At 74.0% G+C, this 15,299-nt stretch carries 17 protein-coding genes and 1 pseudogene; 15 read left to right on the top strand and 3 right to left on the bottom strand.

Annotation, left to right across the window (positions count from 1 at the left end):
* Positions 1 to 9: 9 nt before the first annotated feature.
* Positions 10 to 537, top strand: a complete 528-nt coding sequence (gene ribH / locus I4I78_RS32535) for a 6,7-dimethyl-8-ribityllumazine synthase (protein ID WP_226379035.1) — start codon at positions 10 to 12, stop codon at positions 535 to 537.
* Positions 534 to 1,112 (top strand): PH domain-containing protein, encoded by a 579-nt coding sequence (locus I4I78_RS03585; RefSeq protein WP_218609725.1) that lies wholly within the window; start codon positions 534 to 536, stop codon positions 1,110 to 1,112. Before ribH ends, I4I78_RS03585 begins: the two co-directional genes overlap by 4 nt.
* A gap of 22 nt (positions 1,113 to 1,134) precedes the next feature.
* Here the strand turns inward: I4I78_RS03585 and I4I78_RS03580 are convergent, their stop codons facing one another.
* On the bottom strand, positions 1,135 to 1,935 hold the full coding sequence (locus I4I78_RS03580; RefSeq protein WP_218609724.1) for a DUF2786 domain-containing protein: 801 nt from the start codon (positions 1,933 to 1,935) through the stop codon (positions 1,135 to 1,137).
* 150 nt (positions 1,936 to 2,085) lie between these two features.
* Between I4I78_RS03580 and uvrC the strand changes: the two genes are divergently transcribed.
* From uvrC to I4I78_RS34165, 5 genes and pseudogenes are all read left to right on the top strand, one after another.
* A complete protein-coding gene (gene uvrC, locus I4I78_RS03575) occupies positions 2,086 to 4,140 on the top strand; it encodes an excinuclease ABC subunit UvrC (RefSeq protein ID WP_218609723.1) in 2,055 nt (684 codons plus the stop codon).
* An 89-nt stretch (positions 4,141 to 4,229) separates the two neighbouring features.
* Positions 4,230 to 5,090 (top strand): RNase adapter RapZ, encoded by an 861-nt coding sequence (gene rapZ, locus I4I78_RS03570; protein ID WP_218609756.1) that lies wholly within the window; start codon positions 4,230 to 4,232, stop codon positions 5,088 to 5,090.
* Positions 5,091 to 5,140: 50 nt separating this feature from the next.
* Positions 5,141 to 6,208, top strand: coding sequence for a uridine diphosphate-N-acetylglucosamine-binding protein YvcK (gene yvcK, locus I4I78_RS03565; RefSeq protein ID WP_218609755.1), 1,068 nt, complete (start codon positions 5,141 to 5,143; stop codon positions 6,206 to 6,208).
* Positions 6,199 to 7,191: a DNA-binding protein WhiA gene (gene whiA, locus I4I78_RS03560; protein ID WP_218609722.1), complete on the top strand. Its 993-nt coding sequence runs from the start codon at positions 6,199 to 6,201 to the stop codon at positions 7,189 to 7,191. The genes yvcK and whiA overlap by 10 nt, the downstream gene beginning before the upstream one ends.
* A gap of 186 nt (positions 7,192 to 7,377) precedes the next feature.
* A pseudogene (locus I4I78_RS34165) lies at positions 7,378 to 7,503 on the top strand (type IV toxin-antitoxin system AbiEi family antitoxin domain-containing protein); the annotation flags it as partial.
* 210 nt (positions 7,504 to 7,713) lie between these two features.
* Here the strand turns inward: I4I78_RS34165 and I4I78_RS32530 are convergent.
* On the bottom strand, positions 7,714 to 7,875 hold the full coding sequence (locus I4I78_RS32530; protein WP_226379025.1) for a hypothetical protein: 162 nt from the start codon (positions 7,873 to 7,875) through the stop codon (positions 7,714 to 7,716).
* Positions 7,876 to 7,948: 73 nt separating this feature from the next.
* On the opposite strand from I4I78_RS32530, the gene I4I78_RS32525 reads away from it, so the two are divergent.
* From I4I78_RS32525 to I4I78_RS03520, 8 genes are all read left to right on the top strand, one after another.
* Positions 7,949 to 8,335 (top strand): endonuclease domain-containing protein, encoded by a 387-nt coding sequence (locus I4I78_RS32525; protein ID WP_226379024.1) that lies wholly within the window; start codon positions 7,949 to 7,951, stop codon positions 8,333 to 8,335.
* A gap of 145 nt (positions 8,336 to 8,480) precedes the next feature.
* The gene (locus I4I78_RS03550) at positions 8,481 to 9,293 is read left to right on the top strand and encodes a hypothetical protein (protein ID WP_218609720.1); all 813 of its coding nucleotides are present in this window, start codon (positions 8,481 to 8,483) and stop codon (positions 9,291 to 9,293) included.
* A gap of 210 nt (positions 9,294 to 9,503) precedes the next feature.
* The gene (gap, locus tag I4I78_RS03545) at positions 9,504 to 10,520 is read left to right on the top strand and encodes a type I glyceraldehyde-3-phosphate dehydrogenase (protein ID WP_218609719.1); all 1,017 of its coding nucleotides are present in this window, start codon (positions 9,504 to 9,506) and stop codon (positions 10,518 to 10,520) included.
* Positions 10,517 to 11,734, top strand: a complete 1,218-nt coding sequence (pgk, locus tag I4I78_RS03540; RefSeq protein ID WP_218609718.1) for a phosphoglycerate kinase — start codon at positions 10,517 to 10,519, stop codon at positions 11,732 to 11,734. The genes gap and pgk overlap by 4 nt, the downstream gene beginning before the upstream one ends.
* Before the next feature lies 1 nt (position 11,735).
* Positions 11,736 to 12,548, top strand: coding sequence for a triose-phosphate isomerase (gene tpiA, locus I4I78_RS03535; RefSeq protein WP_218609717.1), 813 nt, complete (start codon positions 11,736 to 11,738; stop codon positions 12,546 to 12,548).
* A 127-nt stretch (positions 12,549 to 12,675) separates the two neighbouring features.
* On the top strand, positions 12,676 to 12,909 hold the full coding sequence (gene secG / locus I4I78_RS03530; protein WP_218609716.1) for a preprotein translocase subunit SecG: 234 nt from the start codon (positions 12,676 to 12,678) through the stop codon (positions 12,907 to 12,909).
* 43 nt (positions 12,910 to 12,952) lie between these two features.
* A complete protein-coding gene (locus I4I78_RS03525) occupies positions 12,953 to 13,294 on the top strand; it encodes an RNA polymerase-binding protein RbpA (protein ID WP_218609715.1) in 342 nt (113 codons plus the stop codon).
* Between the two features lie 24 nt (positions 13,295 to 13,318).
* Positions 13,319 to 14,161, top strand: coding sequence for a class I SAM-dependent methyltransferase (locus tag I4I78_RS03520; protein ID WP_308251877.1), 843 nt, complete (start codon positions 13,319 to 13,321; stop codon positions 14,159 to 14,161).
* Between the two features lie 58 nt (positions 14,162 to 14,219).
* Here the strand turns inward: I4I78_RS03520 and I4I78_RS03515 are convergent.
* Positions 14,220 to 15,299: patatin-like phospholipase family protein (locus I4I78_RS03515; protein WP_218609714.1), on the bottom strand; the 1,080-nt coding region annotated here is incomplete at its 5' end.

Genomic DNA, 15,299 nt, shown 5'->3' with positions numbered 1-15,299 from the left:
TTCGTGCCGATGACCCCGCCGCAGAAGCAGGCCTCGACCGAGAAGCTCAACGCCCTCAAGCAGCAGGCCGGGGAGCTGCGCGCCGACGGGGTCAGGGTCGGCGTGGTGGCCACGCAGTGGCACGCGGAGATCGTGGACACGTTGCTCGACCGCGCCGTCGACACGGCGCGGCGGGCCGGTGCCGAGCCGACCGTCGTGCGCGTCGCCGGCACGCTGGAGCTGGCGGTGGTCGTCCAGGAGCTGGCCCGCACCCACGACGCCGTCGTGGCGCTGGGCGTCGTCGTGCGCGGCGGTACCCCGCACTTCGAGTACGTGTGCGACTCGGTGACCGCCGGGCTGACCCGGGTCGGGCTCGACGAGCGGATCCCGGTCGGCAACGGCGTGCTCACCACCGACACCGTGGAGCAGGCGGTCGACCGTTCCGGCGTGCCGGGCTCGGCCGAGGACAAGGGTGCGGAGGCGTGCCGGGCGGCACTGCAGTCCGCCCTGGTGCTGCGCGAGCTGCGCGCGGACGCGACACCGGAGGTGCGGACATGACCGAGGCGGACACGACCGGTACGACCGGCCCCGGGGGCAGTAACGGCGCTCCCGCGCAGGGCGACGGCGCTCCCGCGCAGGGCGACGGCGCTCCCGCGCAGGGCGACGGCGCTCCCGCACAGGGGATCGGCCCGGACCCCGTCGTCCTGCGCCCGCGCACCCTGCTGATCAGCGCGTGGGTGTCGGCCGCGGTCGTCGTGGTGATCTTCGCCGTGGTCGGCTACCTGATGCCCGAGGTCGACACCGGGGTGTACTTCCGGGCCGCCGACCAGGTCTCGATCTTCGTGCTGGGCCTGCTCATCGCCGGTGGCCTGCTGCTGATGGCCCGCCCCCGGGTGCGCGCCGACTCCGGCGGGATCGAGGTCCGCAACGTCGGGGCGACGCACTGGTACCCGTGGCCCGAGGTCGAGGCCGTCGCGTTCCCGGACGGCGCGTCCTGGGCCCGGATCGACCTCCCCGACGACGAGTACCTCCCGGTGCTCGCCGTGCAGGCGGTGGACCGGCAGCTCGCGGTCCGGGGCATCCGGACCCTGCGTGGCCTGCACCAGGACTCCCGACGCCCCGCACAGGGCTGACCGGGAACGCCCCGGGGGCGTCTCAGCGCGCCGGGGGCAGCACACGGCCACGGCCGGGGCCGCCCAGCTCCGGGCCGCCGCCCAGGTCGGCCCGGTCCGCGGCGTCCGCGCCGTGGCGGTACCCGGACCCGGACACCGCGGGACGCCGCGCCCGCCGCAACGACGGGAACTCCTCGGCGTAGGCACGGTCCACCTCGTCGGTGCGGTCGGCCAGGACCAGCGCGGTCGAGCTCCCCGCCCGGGAGCCGGCCACCGCGTCGTCGCGCTCCCGCACCGCACGGCCCTCGGCCTCGCGCAGCCGCTCGTGGATCCGGGCCGCGAAGCCGTAGAGCCAGGACCGCCGGTAGGCCGACACCGACTCGTCCGCACGGGGCGGGCGCAGCTCGGCGAGCGGACGGGCGGCCTGCAGCAACAGCGAGGTGTAGAGCAGCTCGGCCCGCTCCCGGTCCGAGTCGAACCCGAACACGGTGACCGCGGGCACCCGCCCGCCCCGCGCGTCGTGCATCACCCAGCGGCAGCGCAGCGCCGACGCGGTCCAGCCCAGCAGCCGGGCCTTCCCGGCGCTGTACGGGTCGTCGATCTCGATCCGGACCGAGCCGATCCGGTCCGCGGTGCGCAGCGGGTCCGCGGCGGCGAGCACGGCGTCGTCGATGCCGTGCCGGGCCATCAGCTCGACGGCCTTCGCGGTGTAGATCTCGGCCTCGTCCGGGGTGCCGGCCCGCTCGGCCTTGGCCAGGAGCTTGCGCACCCGGTCCAGGCGCGCGGCCGGGACGCCCGGGTCGCCGGGCGGGGACGTGGGGCCGGCATCGGTGTCGGTCGTCATCGCAGGTCCTCCTTCGAACTACTGTTCGGAGACTGTGTACCCCGGGCCACCGACATTTCCGGCCGTTCCTCTCTACACCCCGCCCGCCCGCCGGTCGGTGGGGCGGGTGCGGACACGCCCGGGACACGCCGAACTACCCTGGAGCGCACCATGCCCGACCCCAGCACGTACCGACCGGCGACCGGGACGATCCCGGAGTCGCCGGGGGTCTACCGATTCTCCGACCCGCGGGGCCGGGTCATCTACGTGGGCAAGGCCAAGAGCCTGCGGCAACGGCTGAACTCCTACTTCGCGGACCTGTCCGGCCTGCACCCCCGCACCCGCCAGATGGTGACCACGGCGTCGCAGGTCGAGTGGACCGTCGTCGGCACCGAGGTCGAGGCGCTGCAGCTCGAGTACAACTGGATCAAGGAGTACGACCCGCGGTTCAACGTCCGCTACCGCGACGACAAGACCTACCCGGTGCTCGCGGTGACGATGAACGAGCAGTACCCGCGCCTGCACGTCTACCGCGGCCCGCGCCGCAAGGGCGTCCGCTACTTCGGCCCCTACGCCCACGCCTGGGCCATCCGCGAGACCCTGGACCTGCTGCTGCGCGTGTTCCCGGCGCGGACCTGCAGCGCGGGGGTGTTCAAGCGGCACGGCCAGATCGGGCGTCCCTGCCTGCTCGGCTACATCGACAAGTGCTCCGCCCCGTGCGTGGGCAACGTCGACGCGCAGCGGCACCGCGAGATCGTCGAGGACTTCTCCGACTTCCTCTCCGGGCGCACCGACCGGATGGTCCGCGAGTTCGAGCGGCAGATGGCCGAGGCGTCGGACAACCTGGAGTTCGAGCGCGCCGCCCGACTGCGCGACGACCTCGGCGCCCTTCGCCGGGCCATGGAGCGCCAGCAGGTGGTGCTCGGGGACGGCACCGACGCCGACGTCGTCGCGTTCGCGCAGGACGAGCTCGAGGCCGCCGTCCAGGTCTTCCACGTGCGCGGCGGCCGGGTCCGCGGCCAGCGCGGATGGGTGATCGACAAGGTCGAGCCGACCGACACCGCCCAGCTCGTGGAGCGGTTCGTCATCCAGTTCTACGGCGAGCAGGCCGCCCTGGCCGGGTCCGCCGACGACGCGACCCAGCCGGTGCCCAAGGAGATCCTGGTCCCCGAGCTGCCGGCCGAGGTCGGCTCGCTGACCGACTGGCTCTCCGGCCTGCGCGGGTCCCGGGTCGCGCTGCGGATCCCGCAGCGCGGGGACAAGCGGGCGCTGGCCGAGACCGTCGCGCGCAACGCCAAGGAGGCATTCCAGCAGCACAAGCTGCGTCGCGCAGGCGACCTGACCGCACGGTCGGCGGCGCTGCAGGAGATCCAGGAGGGTCTCGAGCTCGACACCGCCCCGTTGCGGATCGAGTGCGTGGACATCAGCCACGTGCAGGGCACGAACGTCGTCGCATCCCTGGTGGTGTTCGAGGACGGGCTGGCGCGCAAGTCCGAGTACCGCCGCTTCGAGATCAAGGACGCGGCGGAACGGGGTGACGTGGCCTCGATCGCGGAGGTCGTGCGGCGCCGCTTCCGCCGGTACCTCGCCGAGACCGCAGCGGACGCCGGTAACGCAGGGCCGGCGGACACCGAGTCCTCCGACGCCGTCGCACAGTCCGCCGAGGCCGACGCGGAGCCGACGGTGCGCACCGGCATCGACCCCGAGACCGGCCGGCCGCGCAAGTTCGCCTACGCGCCGAACCTGCTCGTCGTCGACGGCGGGAAACCGCAGGTCGACGCGGCCGCGGCGGTGCTCGCCGAGCTGGGGATCACCGACGTCGCGGTCTGCGGGCTGGCGAAGCGGCTGGAGGAGGTGTGGTTGCCCGACGACGAGGACCCGGTCATCCTCTCCCGCACGAGCGAGGGGCTCTACCTCCTGCAGCGGGTGCGCGACGAGGCGCACCGGTTCGCCATCACCTACCACCGCCAGCGTCGTTCCAAGGGCATGACGGTCTCCGCGCTGGACGGCGTGCCGGGGCTCGGCCCGGCCCGCAAGCAGGCGTTGCTCAAGCACTTCGGGTCGGTGCGCAAGCTGCGCGACGCCGGGGTGGAGGAGATCAGCGCGGTGCCGGGGTTCGGCCGCCGGACCGCGGAGGCGGTGCAGGCCGCGCTGCGGGGCGACGAGCAGGCGGCCCCGGCCGCGGACGGGACGCAGGACGCCATCGGTTCGGAGGGGCGACGATGACGGGTGCAGCAGGACCGCCGGGGACCGACGAGGCACGGACCCCGCCCGCCGACGAGGTGTCCGACCCGGTGGACGCCCGGGGCCCGGGCATCGAGGTCGCCGTGGTCAGCGGCCTGTCCGGGGCCGGACGGAGCACGGCGGCGAAGGTCCTGGAGGACCTGGGCTGGTTCGTGGTGGACAACCTGCCCCCGGAGCTGATCGCGACGATGGTCGAGCTCGGCTCCCGGGCCCGCGGCGAGGTGACCCGGATCGCGGTCGTGATGGACGTGCGCAGCCGTGCGTTCACCGACGACCTCGGCTCGATCATCAAGGACCTCGACGGCCGCGGCTACCGGCCCAGGCTGCTGTTCCTGGAGGCCTCGGACGCGGTGCTGGTCCGGCGCTTCGAGAACAACCGCCGCTCGCACCCGCTGCAGGGTGGCGGCCGGCTCACCGACGGGATCGACGCCGAGCGCGAGGTGCTGCGCCCGCTGCGCGAGGACGCCGACCTCGTCGTCGACACCTCGAACCTGTCGGTGCACGACCTGCGCGGACGGATCGAGCGGTCGTTCATGGGCGCGGGCGCCGAGGCGGCGACCCGGGTCACGGTGCTCTCGTTCGGCTACAAGTACGGGCTCCCGCTCGACGCCGACCTCGTCGTCGACGTGCGGTTCCTGCCCAACCCGCACTGGATCCCGGAGCTGCGCGAGCACACCGGGCGCGACGCCGAGGTACGCGACTACGTGCTCTCCCAGGAGGGCGCCGCCGAGTTCGTCGACCGCTACCTGGAGCTGCTCGGCCTGGTCGGCGCCGGTTACCGCCGCGAGGGCAAGCGGTACCTGACGGTCGCGGTGGGCTGCACCGGCGGCAAGCACCGCAGCGTCGCGATCAGCGAGGAGATCGGCCGCAGGCTCGCCGGGTCCGACGGCGTGCAGGTGCACGTCACGCACCGGGACATGGGCCGCGAGTGAGGCAGGAAGTGAGGCCGGAGAGCGAGCCGGCCGCGGACGGCGGTCGCGGGTTGCGGGTCGTCGCGCTGGGCGGGGGCCACGGCCTGCACGCGACGCTGTCCGCCCTGCGCCGGTGCGCCCCGCGGGTCTCCGAGGTGACGGCCGTGGTCACGGTGGCCGACGACGGCGGCTCGTCCGGGCGCCTGCGCCGGGAGCTGGGCTCGCTGCCGCCGGGGGACCTGCGGATGGCGCTGTCCGCGCTGGCCGCCGACGACGAGCGCGGCCGGTTCTGGTCCGAGCTGGTCCAGCACCGCTTCGGCGGCAGCGGGGCACTGGCCGGGCACGCCGTCGGGAACCTGCTGCTGGCCGGGTTGCTCGAGGTCACCGACGACCCGGTCGCGACGCTGGACACCGTCGGCGGGCTGCTCGGTGCGACCGGGCGGGTGCTGCCGATGTCGACGGTTCCGCTCGACATCGAGGCCGAGGTCGAGCTCGACGACGTACCCGGGCCGTACCGGATCCGCGGCCAGGTCGCGGTCGCGTCGACGCCCGGGCGGGTGCTGCGGGTGTGGCTGCGCCCGGAGGACCCGCCGGCCTGCCCGGAGGCGGTGCGCGCGGTCCGCGACGCCGACGTCGTGCTGCTCGGGCCGGGGTCGTGGTTCACCAGCGTGCTGCCGCACCTGCTCGTCCCGCAGCTGCGCGACGCGGTCCTGGAGACCTCGGCGCGCCGGGTCGTGCTGCTGAACCTGGCCCCGGAGCCGGGCGAGACCGCCGGCTTCTCGCCGGAGCGGCACCTGGAGGTACTGTCCGGGCACGCCCCGTCGCTGCGTGCGCACGCGGTGCTCGCCGACGCCGGCGCGGTGCCGCTGCCGGATCGGCTGGAGCAGGCCGCCGCGTCGATGCTCGTGGCCGGGGGCCGGGTCCGTCTGGCTCCGGTCGCGGACGACGCCGCGACGAGCCCCCGACACGACCCGGCGGCGCTGGCGGAGGCGCTGCTCGAGGTGTTCGACGAGATCATCGGCCCCGACCCGGGCCGTGCCGGAGGAACCGTTGCGGCGCAGCCGGGTGCACCCGCCCCGGGGTGGGCCGAGGGAGATGTGATGGCGCACCTGTCGGAGAGGAGCCCGCGATGGCCATGACCGCCGCGGTGAAGGACGAGCTGAGCCGGCTCACCGTCACCAAGCAGTCCTCGCGACGGGCCGAGGTGGCCTCGCTGCTCCGGTTCGCCGGGGGCCTGCACATCGTCGGTGGCCGCGTCGTCATCGAGGCCGAGGTGGACACCGGCTCGGTCGCTCGGCGCCTGCGCCGCGAGATCCACGAGCTCTACGGGCACACCGCCGAAGCCCATGTCATCACGGCCGGCGGGCTGCGCCGCAGCGCCCGCTACGTGATCCGGGTGATCCGCGACGGCGAGGGGCTGGCCCGGCAGACCGGCCTGCTGGACAACCGCGGACGCCCGGTGCGCGGGCTGCCCCCGCCCGTCGTCTCCGGGGACCTGGCCGACGCCGAGGCGGCCTGGCGGGGTGCGTTCCTGGCGCACGGGTCGCTCACCGAGCCCGGGCGCAGCTCCTCGCTGGAGGTCACCTGCCCCGGCCCGGAGGCCGCGCTCGCCCTGGTCGGCGCCGCGCGCCGGCTGGGCGTGGGGGCGAAGGCCAGAGAGGTGCGCGGGGCGGACCGGGTCGTCGTCCGCGACGGCGACGCGATCGGCGCGCTCCTGACCCGGATGGGCGCCCACCAGTGCGTCCTGGCCTGGGAGGAACGGCGGATGCGCCGCGAGGTCCGGGCCACCGCGAACCGCCTGGCCAACTTCGACGACGCCAACCTGCGCCGTTCCGCCCGGGCCGCGGTGGCCGCCGCGGCCCGGGTGCAGCGCGCCCTGGAGATCCTCGGCGACGACGTCCCGGAGCACCTGCAGACCGCCGGCCGGCTCCGCGCCGAGCACACCCAGGCCTCCCTGGAGGAGCTCGGCCAGCTGGCCGACCCGCCGATGACCAAGGACGCCGTCGCCGGTCGTATCCGGCGCCTGCTCCACATGGCCGACAAGCGCGCCGCCGACCTGGGCATCCCGGACACCGAGTCCGCCGTCACCGCGGAGCTCCTGGAGGCCGAGGACCCGGCCTGACCCCTGCCGCTGGTCACCGCCGCTGATCCCTGGCTGCTGACCCCTGGCTGCTGATCACCGAAACCGTGCGAGAACCTGCATCGGTGCAGGTTCTCGCACGATCGCGGTGATCTTCCGGCTTCACGGGGGTGAACTCCGCTCGCGGTTCCGGTCCGGCCGGGGCCCGGGGGCGGGGATCCTGCGGCGGTGACTCTCGAGGAGGTCCTCCGCGAGCAGGCGGGCGTGATCACGCTGGCCCAGGTCGTGGCCTGCGGGCTCTCCGCCGACACCGCGTGGCGACGTGTCCGGTCCGGGTCGTGGACGCGTCTGTACCCGGGGGTGTTCCTGGCCGGTGGCCACCGGCTGACCGGCGAGGCGCGGGTCCGGGCCGCCGCCCTGCACTCCGGTGCCCTGCTGTCCGGTCCTCTGCACACCGGTGACGGCCCGTTGGTCGGCTCGGCCTCGGCCGCGTTCTGGCACGGCATGCTCCGCGATCCCGGCGAGGTCGCGGAGATCGTGGTGCCGCCGACGGCCGGTCTGCGCTCACGGACGGGTCTGCGGGTCCGGCGCCGCATCGTCGCCGCGGCGGACCGGGTCGTCGTGCGCGGTGTCGCCGTCGTCGCCCCACCGCGTGCCGCGCTCGACACCGCCGTCGCGATGACCACCGGTGGCCCGGCCTTCCTGGACCGGGCGCTGCAGAAGCACGTCCGTTTCCCCGGCGGTGTACCGCGCCTACTGCCGATCGCTCGGGTCGCCGGGGTCGGCGAAGGCCGGTCGGATGCTCACCGCCGCGGCCGACGGCGCCGGGTCGGTGGCCGAACGACTCCTGGTGAAGATCCTGCGCCGGGCCGGGATCACCGGGTGGACGCTCGGTCACCCGTTCGGCCCGTACACGATCGACCTGGCGTTTCCGGTGCCCAGGGTCGCGGTGGAGGTCGACGGCTGGGCCTGGCACGTCGACGTCGACCGCTTCCGGACGGACCGGCGCAAGGGCAACGAGCTCGTCGAGGCCGGGCTGGACGCTGCTGCGTTTCACCTGGCACGACCTGTCGGAGTCACCGGCCACCGTCGTGACCGAGGTCGGCTCGGTCCTGGCGCACGCCGCATGATCACCGGAATCGTGCGACAACCTGCACACGTGCAGCCTTTCGCACGACCTCACTGATCAAGGGCGGGCGGAACCGGTGATCGCGGACCCCGGAGCCGGAAGTCGGCACCTCGCGTGGTCCTCGTGTGTCCGCCCGGGTGGTGACCGTCCGTGGCCAGGGGTGGTGCGTCGGAGGCCGCGGTGGCTCGGGCATCATGCCGCCGTGACGAAACCGGGTCTGTCTCTCCTCGCCGTCCTTCTCGATCGATCCAGCTCCGCGCGCCCGGTGGCCGACGCGATCCGTTCCGGGGTCGACGCGCTGCTCGCCGACCAGCGGGAACGTCCGGGTGAGCTGCTGGTCACCCTGGCCGCGTGCGGCGGGGGCGGGCAGCAGAGCGCCTGCGCGCAGCGCCCGGTCGCCGACGTCGCACCGGTGGCTCTGAAGCCCCGCGGGCGGTCGGCCTTGCACGAGGGCATCGTCACGCTGATCGACGACGTCGGAGCCGGGCTGGCCGGGCTGGAGGAGTCCGAGCGCCCGGAGCGGGTGGTGCTGGCGGTCGTCGGCGACACCGCCGCCGACACAGGGGACACCGAACGCGTCCGGAAGCTGGTCGAGCGTCAGCGTCGCGACTACGCGTGGGAGTTCGTGCTGGTGGACGTGTCGTCCACGCCGCGGCCGGCCGGCACTGCTTCCACGGCTGCCACCGGAGCACCCGGCACCGACGAGGTCCACAACGACGGCGTACCCGGGGAGGCGGGCGTCCCCGCGGAGGGCGAGTGGTCCGACGTCCTGACCGCCGTCGCGATCGCCGAGGCCCGGCTGGGTGTCCCGGCGACGGCCGCGATCCTCGCCGGGCCGGGGTCCGACGGCGTGCGGGCCGGGCTCGCCGCGGCGTCGGCGTTCGTGTCCCGGGCCCGCGCGTCGCGCCCGTGGGAGCCGGTCGAGGGGTTCACCGACGACGAGCGCGCCGCGGCGTCCGCCCCGGCCCCGGCCCGTCGCGCGTGGTGGCGTCGCCTGCTCGGCGCCACGGCCTGAACCCGCGCCGGACGGGAGCAGGGTAGGGGAGGCCCGGCGTTCCGGATCGCGGCGCAGGTCACCCGTCCCGGGCCCCCGGCCCCGGTGGTTTCAGCAGATAGGGTGGCGCCGGAGTACCGCCCGCGGCACGCCCGACCAGGGGCGCGCCGCTCGTCGCCGGACCCCGGTGGCACGGTTGATACAGACGTACGACGAGCCTGTGGAGGCACAGTGACGGTCCGCGTAGGAGTGAACGGGTTCGGCCGGATCGGCCGGAACTTCTGGCGCGCGGTGGACGCCCAGCGCGTCGCCGGAACCAGCGACATCGAGATCGTCGCGGTGAACGACATCACCGACAACGCCACCCTCGCGCACCTGCTGAAGTACGACTCGATCCTCGGCCGGCTGCCCTACGACGTCTCCTCGACCGACGACGAGATCGTCGTCGACGGCAAGGGCTTCAAGGGCCTGGCCGTGCGTGACCCCGCCGAGCTGCCCTGGAAGGACCTGGGCGTCGACGTCGTCGTCGAGTCGACCGGTCTGTTCACCAAGCGCGAGGCCGCCGCCAAGCACCTCGACGCCGGTGCCAAGAAGGTCGTCATCTCCGCGCCGGCCAGCGACGAGGACATCACGATCGTCAAGGGCGTCAACGACGGCGACTACGACGGATCGCAGAACGTGATCTCGAACGCGTCCTGCACCACCAACTGCCTCGCGCCGCTGGCGAAGGTGCTCGACGACCTGCTGGGGATCGAGAAGGGTCTGATGACCACGATCCACGCCTACACCCAGGACCAGAACCTGCAGGACGGTCCGCACAAGGACCTCCGCCGGGCCCGTGCCGCCGCGATCAACGTCGTGCCGACCTCGACCGGTGCGGCCAAGGCGATCTCGCTGGTCATGCCGCACCTCAAGGGCAAGCTCGACGGCTACGCGCTGCGGGTGCCGATCCCCACCGGCTCGGCCACCGACCTGACCGTGGAGGTCCGCAAGGAGGCGACCGTCGCGGAGATCAACGCCGCGTTCAAGGCGGCGGCCGAGAGCGGCCCGCTCCAGGGCGTCCTCAAGTACACCGAGGACCCGATCGTGTCCTCCGACATCGTGACCGACCCGCACTCGACGATCTTCGACGCGGGCCTGACCAAGGTCATCGGCAACCAGGTCAAGGTCGTCGGCTGGTACGACAACGAGTGGGGCTACTCGAACCGCCTGGTCGACATCGCCGGGCTGGTGGCGTCGACGCTGTGAGGACGCTCGACGACCTGCTCGACTCCGGCGTCCAGGGCCGCCACGTCCTGGTGCGCAGCGACCTCAACGTCCCGCTCGACGACGACCGGAACATCACCGACGACGGCCGCATCCGGGCGTCGGTCCCGACGATCACCGCGCTGGCCGAGGCCGGTGCGCTGGTCGTGGTCATGGCACACCTGGGCCGCCCGAAGGACGGGCCCGAACAGAGGTACTCGCTCGCCCCGGTCGCCGAGCGCCTCGGTGACCTGCGCGCCGCCCCGGTACGCCTGGCCGAGCTGGGCAAGGAGCTGCCGAACATGGCCGCCGGCGACGTGGTGCTGCTGGAGAACATCCGGTTCGACCCGCGCGAGACCAGCAAGGACGGCGCCGAGCGCGGCGCGTTCGCCGACGAGCTGGTCGCGCTGGTGGGCGACGACGCCGCGTTCGTCTCCGACGGGTTCGGTGTGGTGCACCGCGAGCAGGCGTCGGTCTACGACGTCGCGCAGCGGCTCGACTCCTACGCGGGGGGCCTCGTGCTCTCCGAGGTGGAGGTGCTCCGGACCCTGACCGGCGAGAGCAGCTCGCGCAACGGGAGCGGGCAGGGCCCGGAGCGGCCCTACGCCGTCGTGCTGGGCGGGTCCAAGGTCTCGGACAAGCTGGCCGTGATCGAGGCGCTGCTGCCGACCGTCGACCGGCTGCTGGTCGGGGGCGGGATGTGCTTCACGTTCCTGGCCGCCCGGGGGCACGGCGTGGGCTCGTCGCTGCTCGAGTCGGACCAGGTCGAGAGCTGCCGGAGGCTGCTGGAGTCCGGCAAGATCGTCCTGCCGACGGACGTGGTGGTGGCCGACCGGTTCGCGGCCGACGCCGACACGAGGACGGTCGCGGTCGGCGAGATCCCCGACGGCTGGATGGGCCTGGACATCGGCCCGGAGTCGGTCGCCGCGTTCGCCGGCGAGATCGGGAAGGCCCGGACCGTGTTCTGGAACGGGCCGATGGGTGTGTTCGAGATGGCGCCGTTCGCCTCGGGTACCCGCGGGGTCGCGCAGGCGATCGTGGACGCCACCACGGCGGGCGCGTTCAGCGTCGTCGGCGGTGGGGACTCCGCGGCCGCGGTGCGTGCGCTGGGCCTGCCCGAGGGCGGCTTCTCGCACATCTCCACCGGCGGCGGAGCGTCGTTGGAGTTCCTGGAGGGGGAGACGTTGCCCGGTGTGGCCGTCCTGGAGGAGCAGTAGAGTGACGAAGTCGGACAGCACCCCGGTCGTCGGACGCAAGGTCCTGATCGCCGGCAACTGGAAGATGAACCTGAACCACCTCGAGGCCATCGGGCTGGTGCAGAAGCTGGCGTTCGCGCTGCCGGAGCGCTACTACGCCAAGGTCGACGTGGCGGTCATCCCGCCGTTCACCGACATCCGCAGCATCCAGACCATGATCGACGGCGACCGTCTGCACATGGTGCACGGTGCCCAGGACCTGTCCCCGCACGAGTCCGGTGCCTACACCGGTGACGTGTCCGGGGCGATGCTGGCCAAGCTGGGCTGCACCTACGTCGTGATCGGGCACTCCGAGCGTCGCGAGATCCACGGCGAGGACGACGCGCTCGTCAACGCCAAGGTGCACGCCGCGGGCAGGCACGGTCTGACCCCGATCCTGTGCGTCGGCGAGGGCCTCGACGTGCGCGAGGCGGGCAACCACGTGCAGCACTGCACCGACCAGCTGCGCGGTGCCCTGGCCAAGGTCACCGCGGAGCAGGCGGGATCGCTGGTGCTGGCCTACGAGCCGGTCTGGGCGATCGGGACCGGCCGGGTGGCCGGTGCGGCGGATGCCCAGGAGGTGTGCGCCGCCCTGCGGGAGACCCTGCGCGAGCTCTACGGCGACGACGTCGCCGCCGGGGCGCGGGTGCTCTACGGCGGTTCGGTGAAGTCGTCCAACGTGGCCGAGATCGTGGGCCAGGACGACGTCGACGGGGCGCTGGTCGGCGGCGCGAGCCTGGACGCCGACGAGTTCGCCAAGCTCTGCGCGATCTCCGCGGGCGGACCCCTGCCCTGACGCCGCCCCGCGCGGTCCGGACGCCGCTCCGGCGCCCCCTCGCGCGCAGAGGGGCGCCGGTCACACCGCCGGTGTACGCGGGTATCCTCGAGGACTCCGGCGAGCGAACGAGATTGGACCCTTCCGCGTGCTGCTGACCCTGCAGATCGTCCTCATCATCACCAGCGTGCTGCTGGTCGTGCTGATCCTGCTGCAGCGCAGCCGTGGTGGAGGTCTGACCAGCCTGTTCGGCGGCGGCGTGCAGTCGAGCCTGTCCGGCTCCGCCGCCGCGGACCGCAACGTCTCCCGGTACACGGTCTTCGTGGCCCTGATCTGGCTGATCGCGGTCATCGGTAACGGTCTGCTGATCTCGGCGGGCTGAGCACCGCCCGTCCCGCACTCCTCGACGCTAGGGAGACATCACGATGGCAGGTGGCAACGCGATCCGCGGAACGCGCGTGGGGGCCGGTCCGATGGGGGAGTCCGAGCGTGGCGAGACGGCGTCGCGCGAGCTCGTCCCGTACTACTGCGCGAACGGGCACGTGAACGACACCTGGTTCGCCTCCGGCGCCGAGATCCCGGACACCTGGGACTGCCCGCGCTGCGGGCTCCCCGGTGGCCGCGACGCGCAGGCGCCGCCCGCGCCGCTGCGCAACGAGCCGTACAAGACGCACCTCGCCTACGTGAAGGAGCGTCGCAGCGACGCCGACGGCGACGCGATCCTGGAGGAGGCGCTGGGACGGCTCCGGGCCTCCCGCGAGCTCTGACCCACCTTGGTCACCTCGGGGGCGGTGCCGCCCCTGCTGCGGGACCCGGCACGCCGGCTGGTCCGGCGCGCCCGACGCTCGGCGGGCCGTCTCCTCGACGAGGTGCTGGCCCGCCACACCGCGGCCCAGACCGCGGCGTTGCGCACCGAGCTGGCCGCGCTGCGTGACACGTTCGACCACCGGCTGCGCCACGAGGTGGACCGCGCGATCGCCGAGGTGCACGCCGCCGAGGTGCGCGACCGCCGGGACATGATCGCCGCGGGGGAGCGCGAGGCGGTGCTGACCAGCGCCCGGTTCGCCCGCGAGTCCATGTCCGACGCGACGATGCTCGCCGCCCCGCCGGAGACGCTGGCGCACGCGCTGGGCCTCGCCCCGAACGGTGGGATGGCGCTGGAGTTCGGCGTCTACACCGGAGGCACCCTGCGCGCGATCGCGCAGCACCGCGTCGACGGCCGCGTGTACGGCTTCGACTCGTTCACCGGGCTGCCCGAGCTGTGGCGCTCCGGGTTCGGCACCGGCGCGTTCGACGACCTCGACGGGCTGCCCGACGTGCCGGGCGCGGAGCTGGTCGTCGGCCTCTTCTCGGACACGGTGCACGGGTTCCTGGACGCGCACCCGGGGCCGGTGGACTTCCTGCACGTCGACTCGGACCTGTACTCCTCCGCCGCGACGGTTCTCGACGCCGTCGGCCCGCGGCTGCGGCCCGGCAGCATCGTCCTGTTCGACGAGTTCCTGAACTTCCCGGAGTGGGAGCAGCACGAGGCCCGCGCCTGGTGGGAGTACGCCGACAAGCACGACCTCGGGTTCCGCTACGTCTGCTACACCCTGAACAACGAGCAGGTCGCGGTCCGGATCACCCAGGGCTGACGCCGGCGCGGCGGTGTCCCGGCCGGTTCCGCCTGCCCGGCAGGAACCGGGGGCCCGGTCAGGACACCGGTTCCGGCAGCAGGGCGGCGTGCTCGGCGCCCAGCGCGATCGCGGCCTCGGCGAACGTCGGGTCGAAGAACAGGAAGCTGAGCAGCTCGCCGTGGTCGGCGTCGGACCCGCCGATCGCGCGGTCCAGCGCCCACAGGCCCGGGCTGCGCATCGCACGGCGTCCCCGGAACCCGCGCCGGAACACCGCGTTCGCCAGCGTCGCGAGGTCGGTCGCACGGTCCGCCGGCGGGCCGGCGAACCAGACGTCGACCAGGTCGTGCGGGTCGGCCGAGACGGCCCGCGCCTGCGCGTTGACGGCGAGCAGGGCCCGCAGGTCGTCGGTCACCGCGCCGCCGAGCAGGATCCGCAGCGCCAGCGCACCGGCCGCGAAGACGTCCGGCTCGATCGCGTCGGGGTCCGCGGGCGGTGGCGCCGACGGCACCTCCGGGGTCGTGGCCACCACGCCGAGCCGGTCGCAGCCCAGCGCGAGGGCGGGCTTGAGCGGGGTGTTCATCCGGACCCCGCCGTCGAGGTACCAGCCCGCGTGCTCCCGGGGGGAGTCGATCCGGACCGGCCGGAACAGCGTCGGCACCGCGGCGGAGGCGAGCAGGTGCTCCGGGGTGAGCACGGTGTCGACGTAGGTGATGTCGCGCTTGGTGTCCGGCGGCGGGAGCTCCACCGAGTCCTTGCACTCGACGAACACGAGTGTGCCGCCGGTCGCGACGGAGGTGGTGGCCACCGCGACGGCGTCCACCGGGCCGCGGGCGATGTTGTCGTGCAACCGGTCCCAGTCGACGACCCGGGTGAGCGTCTCGAGCTGGCGGCCGGGGTCGACGAGGCTGGTCAGGCGTAGGGGCAGGCCGACCAGGGCACGCAGCACGGCCGGCAGCCCGAGCACCTGCCCGGTCAGGCCCGCACTCGTCCCGACGACCGTCCCGCCGACGTCGAGGACGTCGTCGAGGCGCACGTCGCTCCACCGGCGGGTCAGCTCGGCGCAGGCCTCCTCCGGACGGGCGTGCGCCAGCCCGGCCAGCACCGCGACGTTCAGGGCACCGGCGCTCGTCCCGACCAGCACCGACGGCGCCGCGCC

It is taken from the genome of Pseudonocardia sp. KRD291, from assembly GCF_019263595.1.
Taxonomy (GTDB): domain Bacteria; phylum Actinomycetota; class Actinomycetes; order Mycobacteriales; family Pseudonocardiaceae; genus Pseudonocardia.
This window is presented reverse-complemented; position numbering and strand designations above follow the sequence as displayed.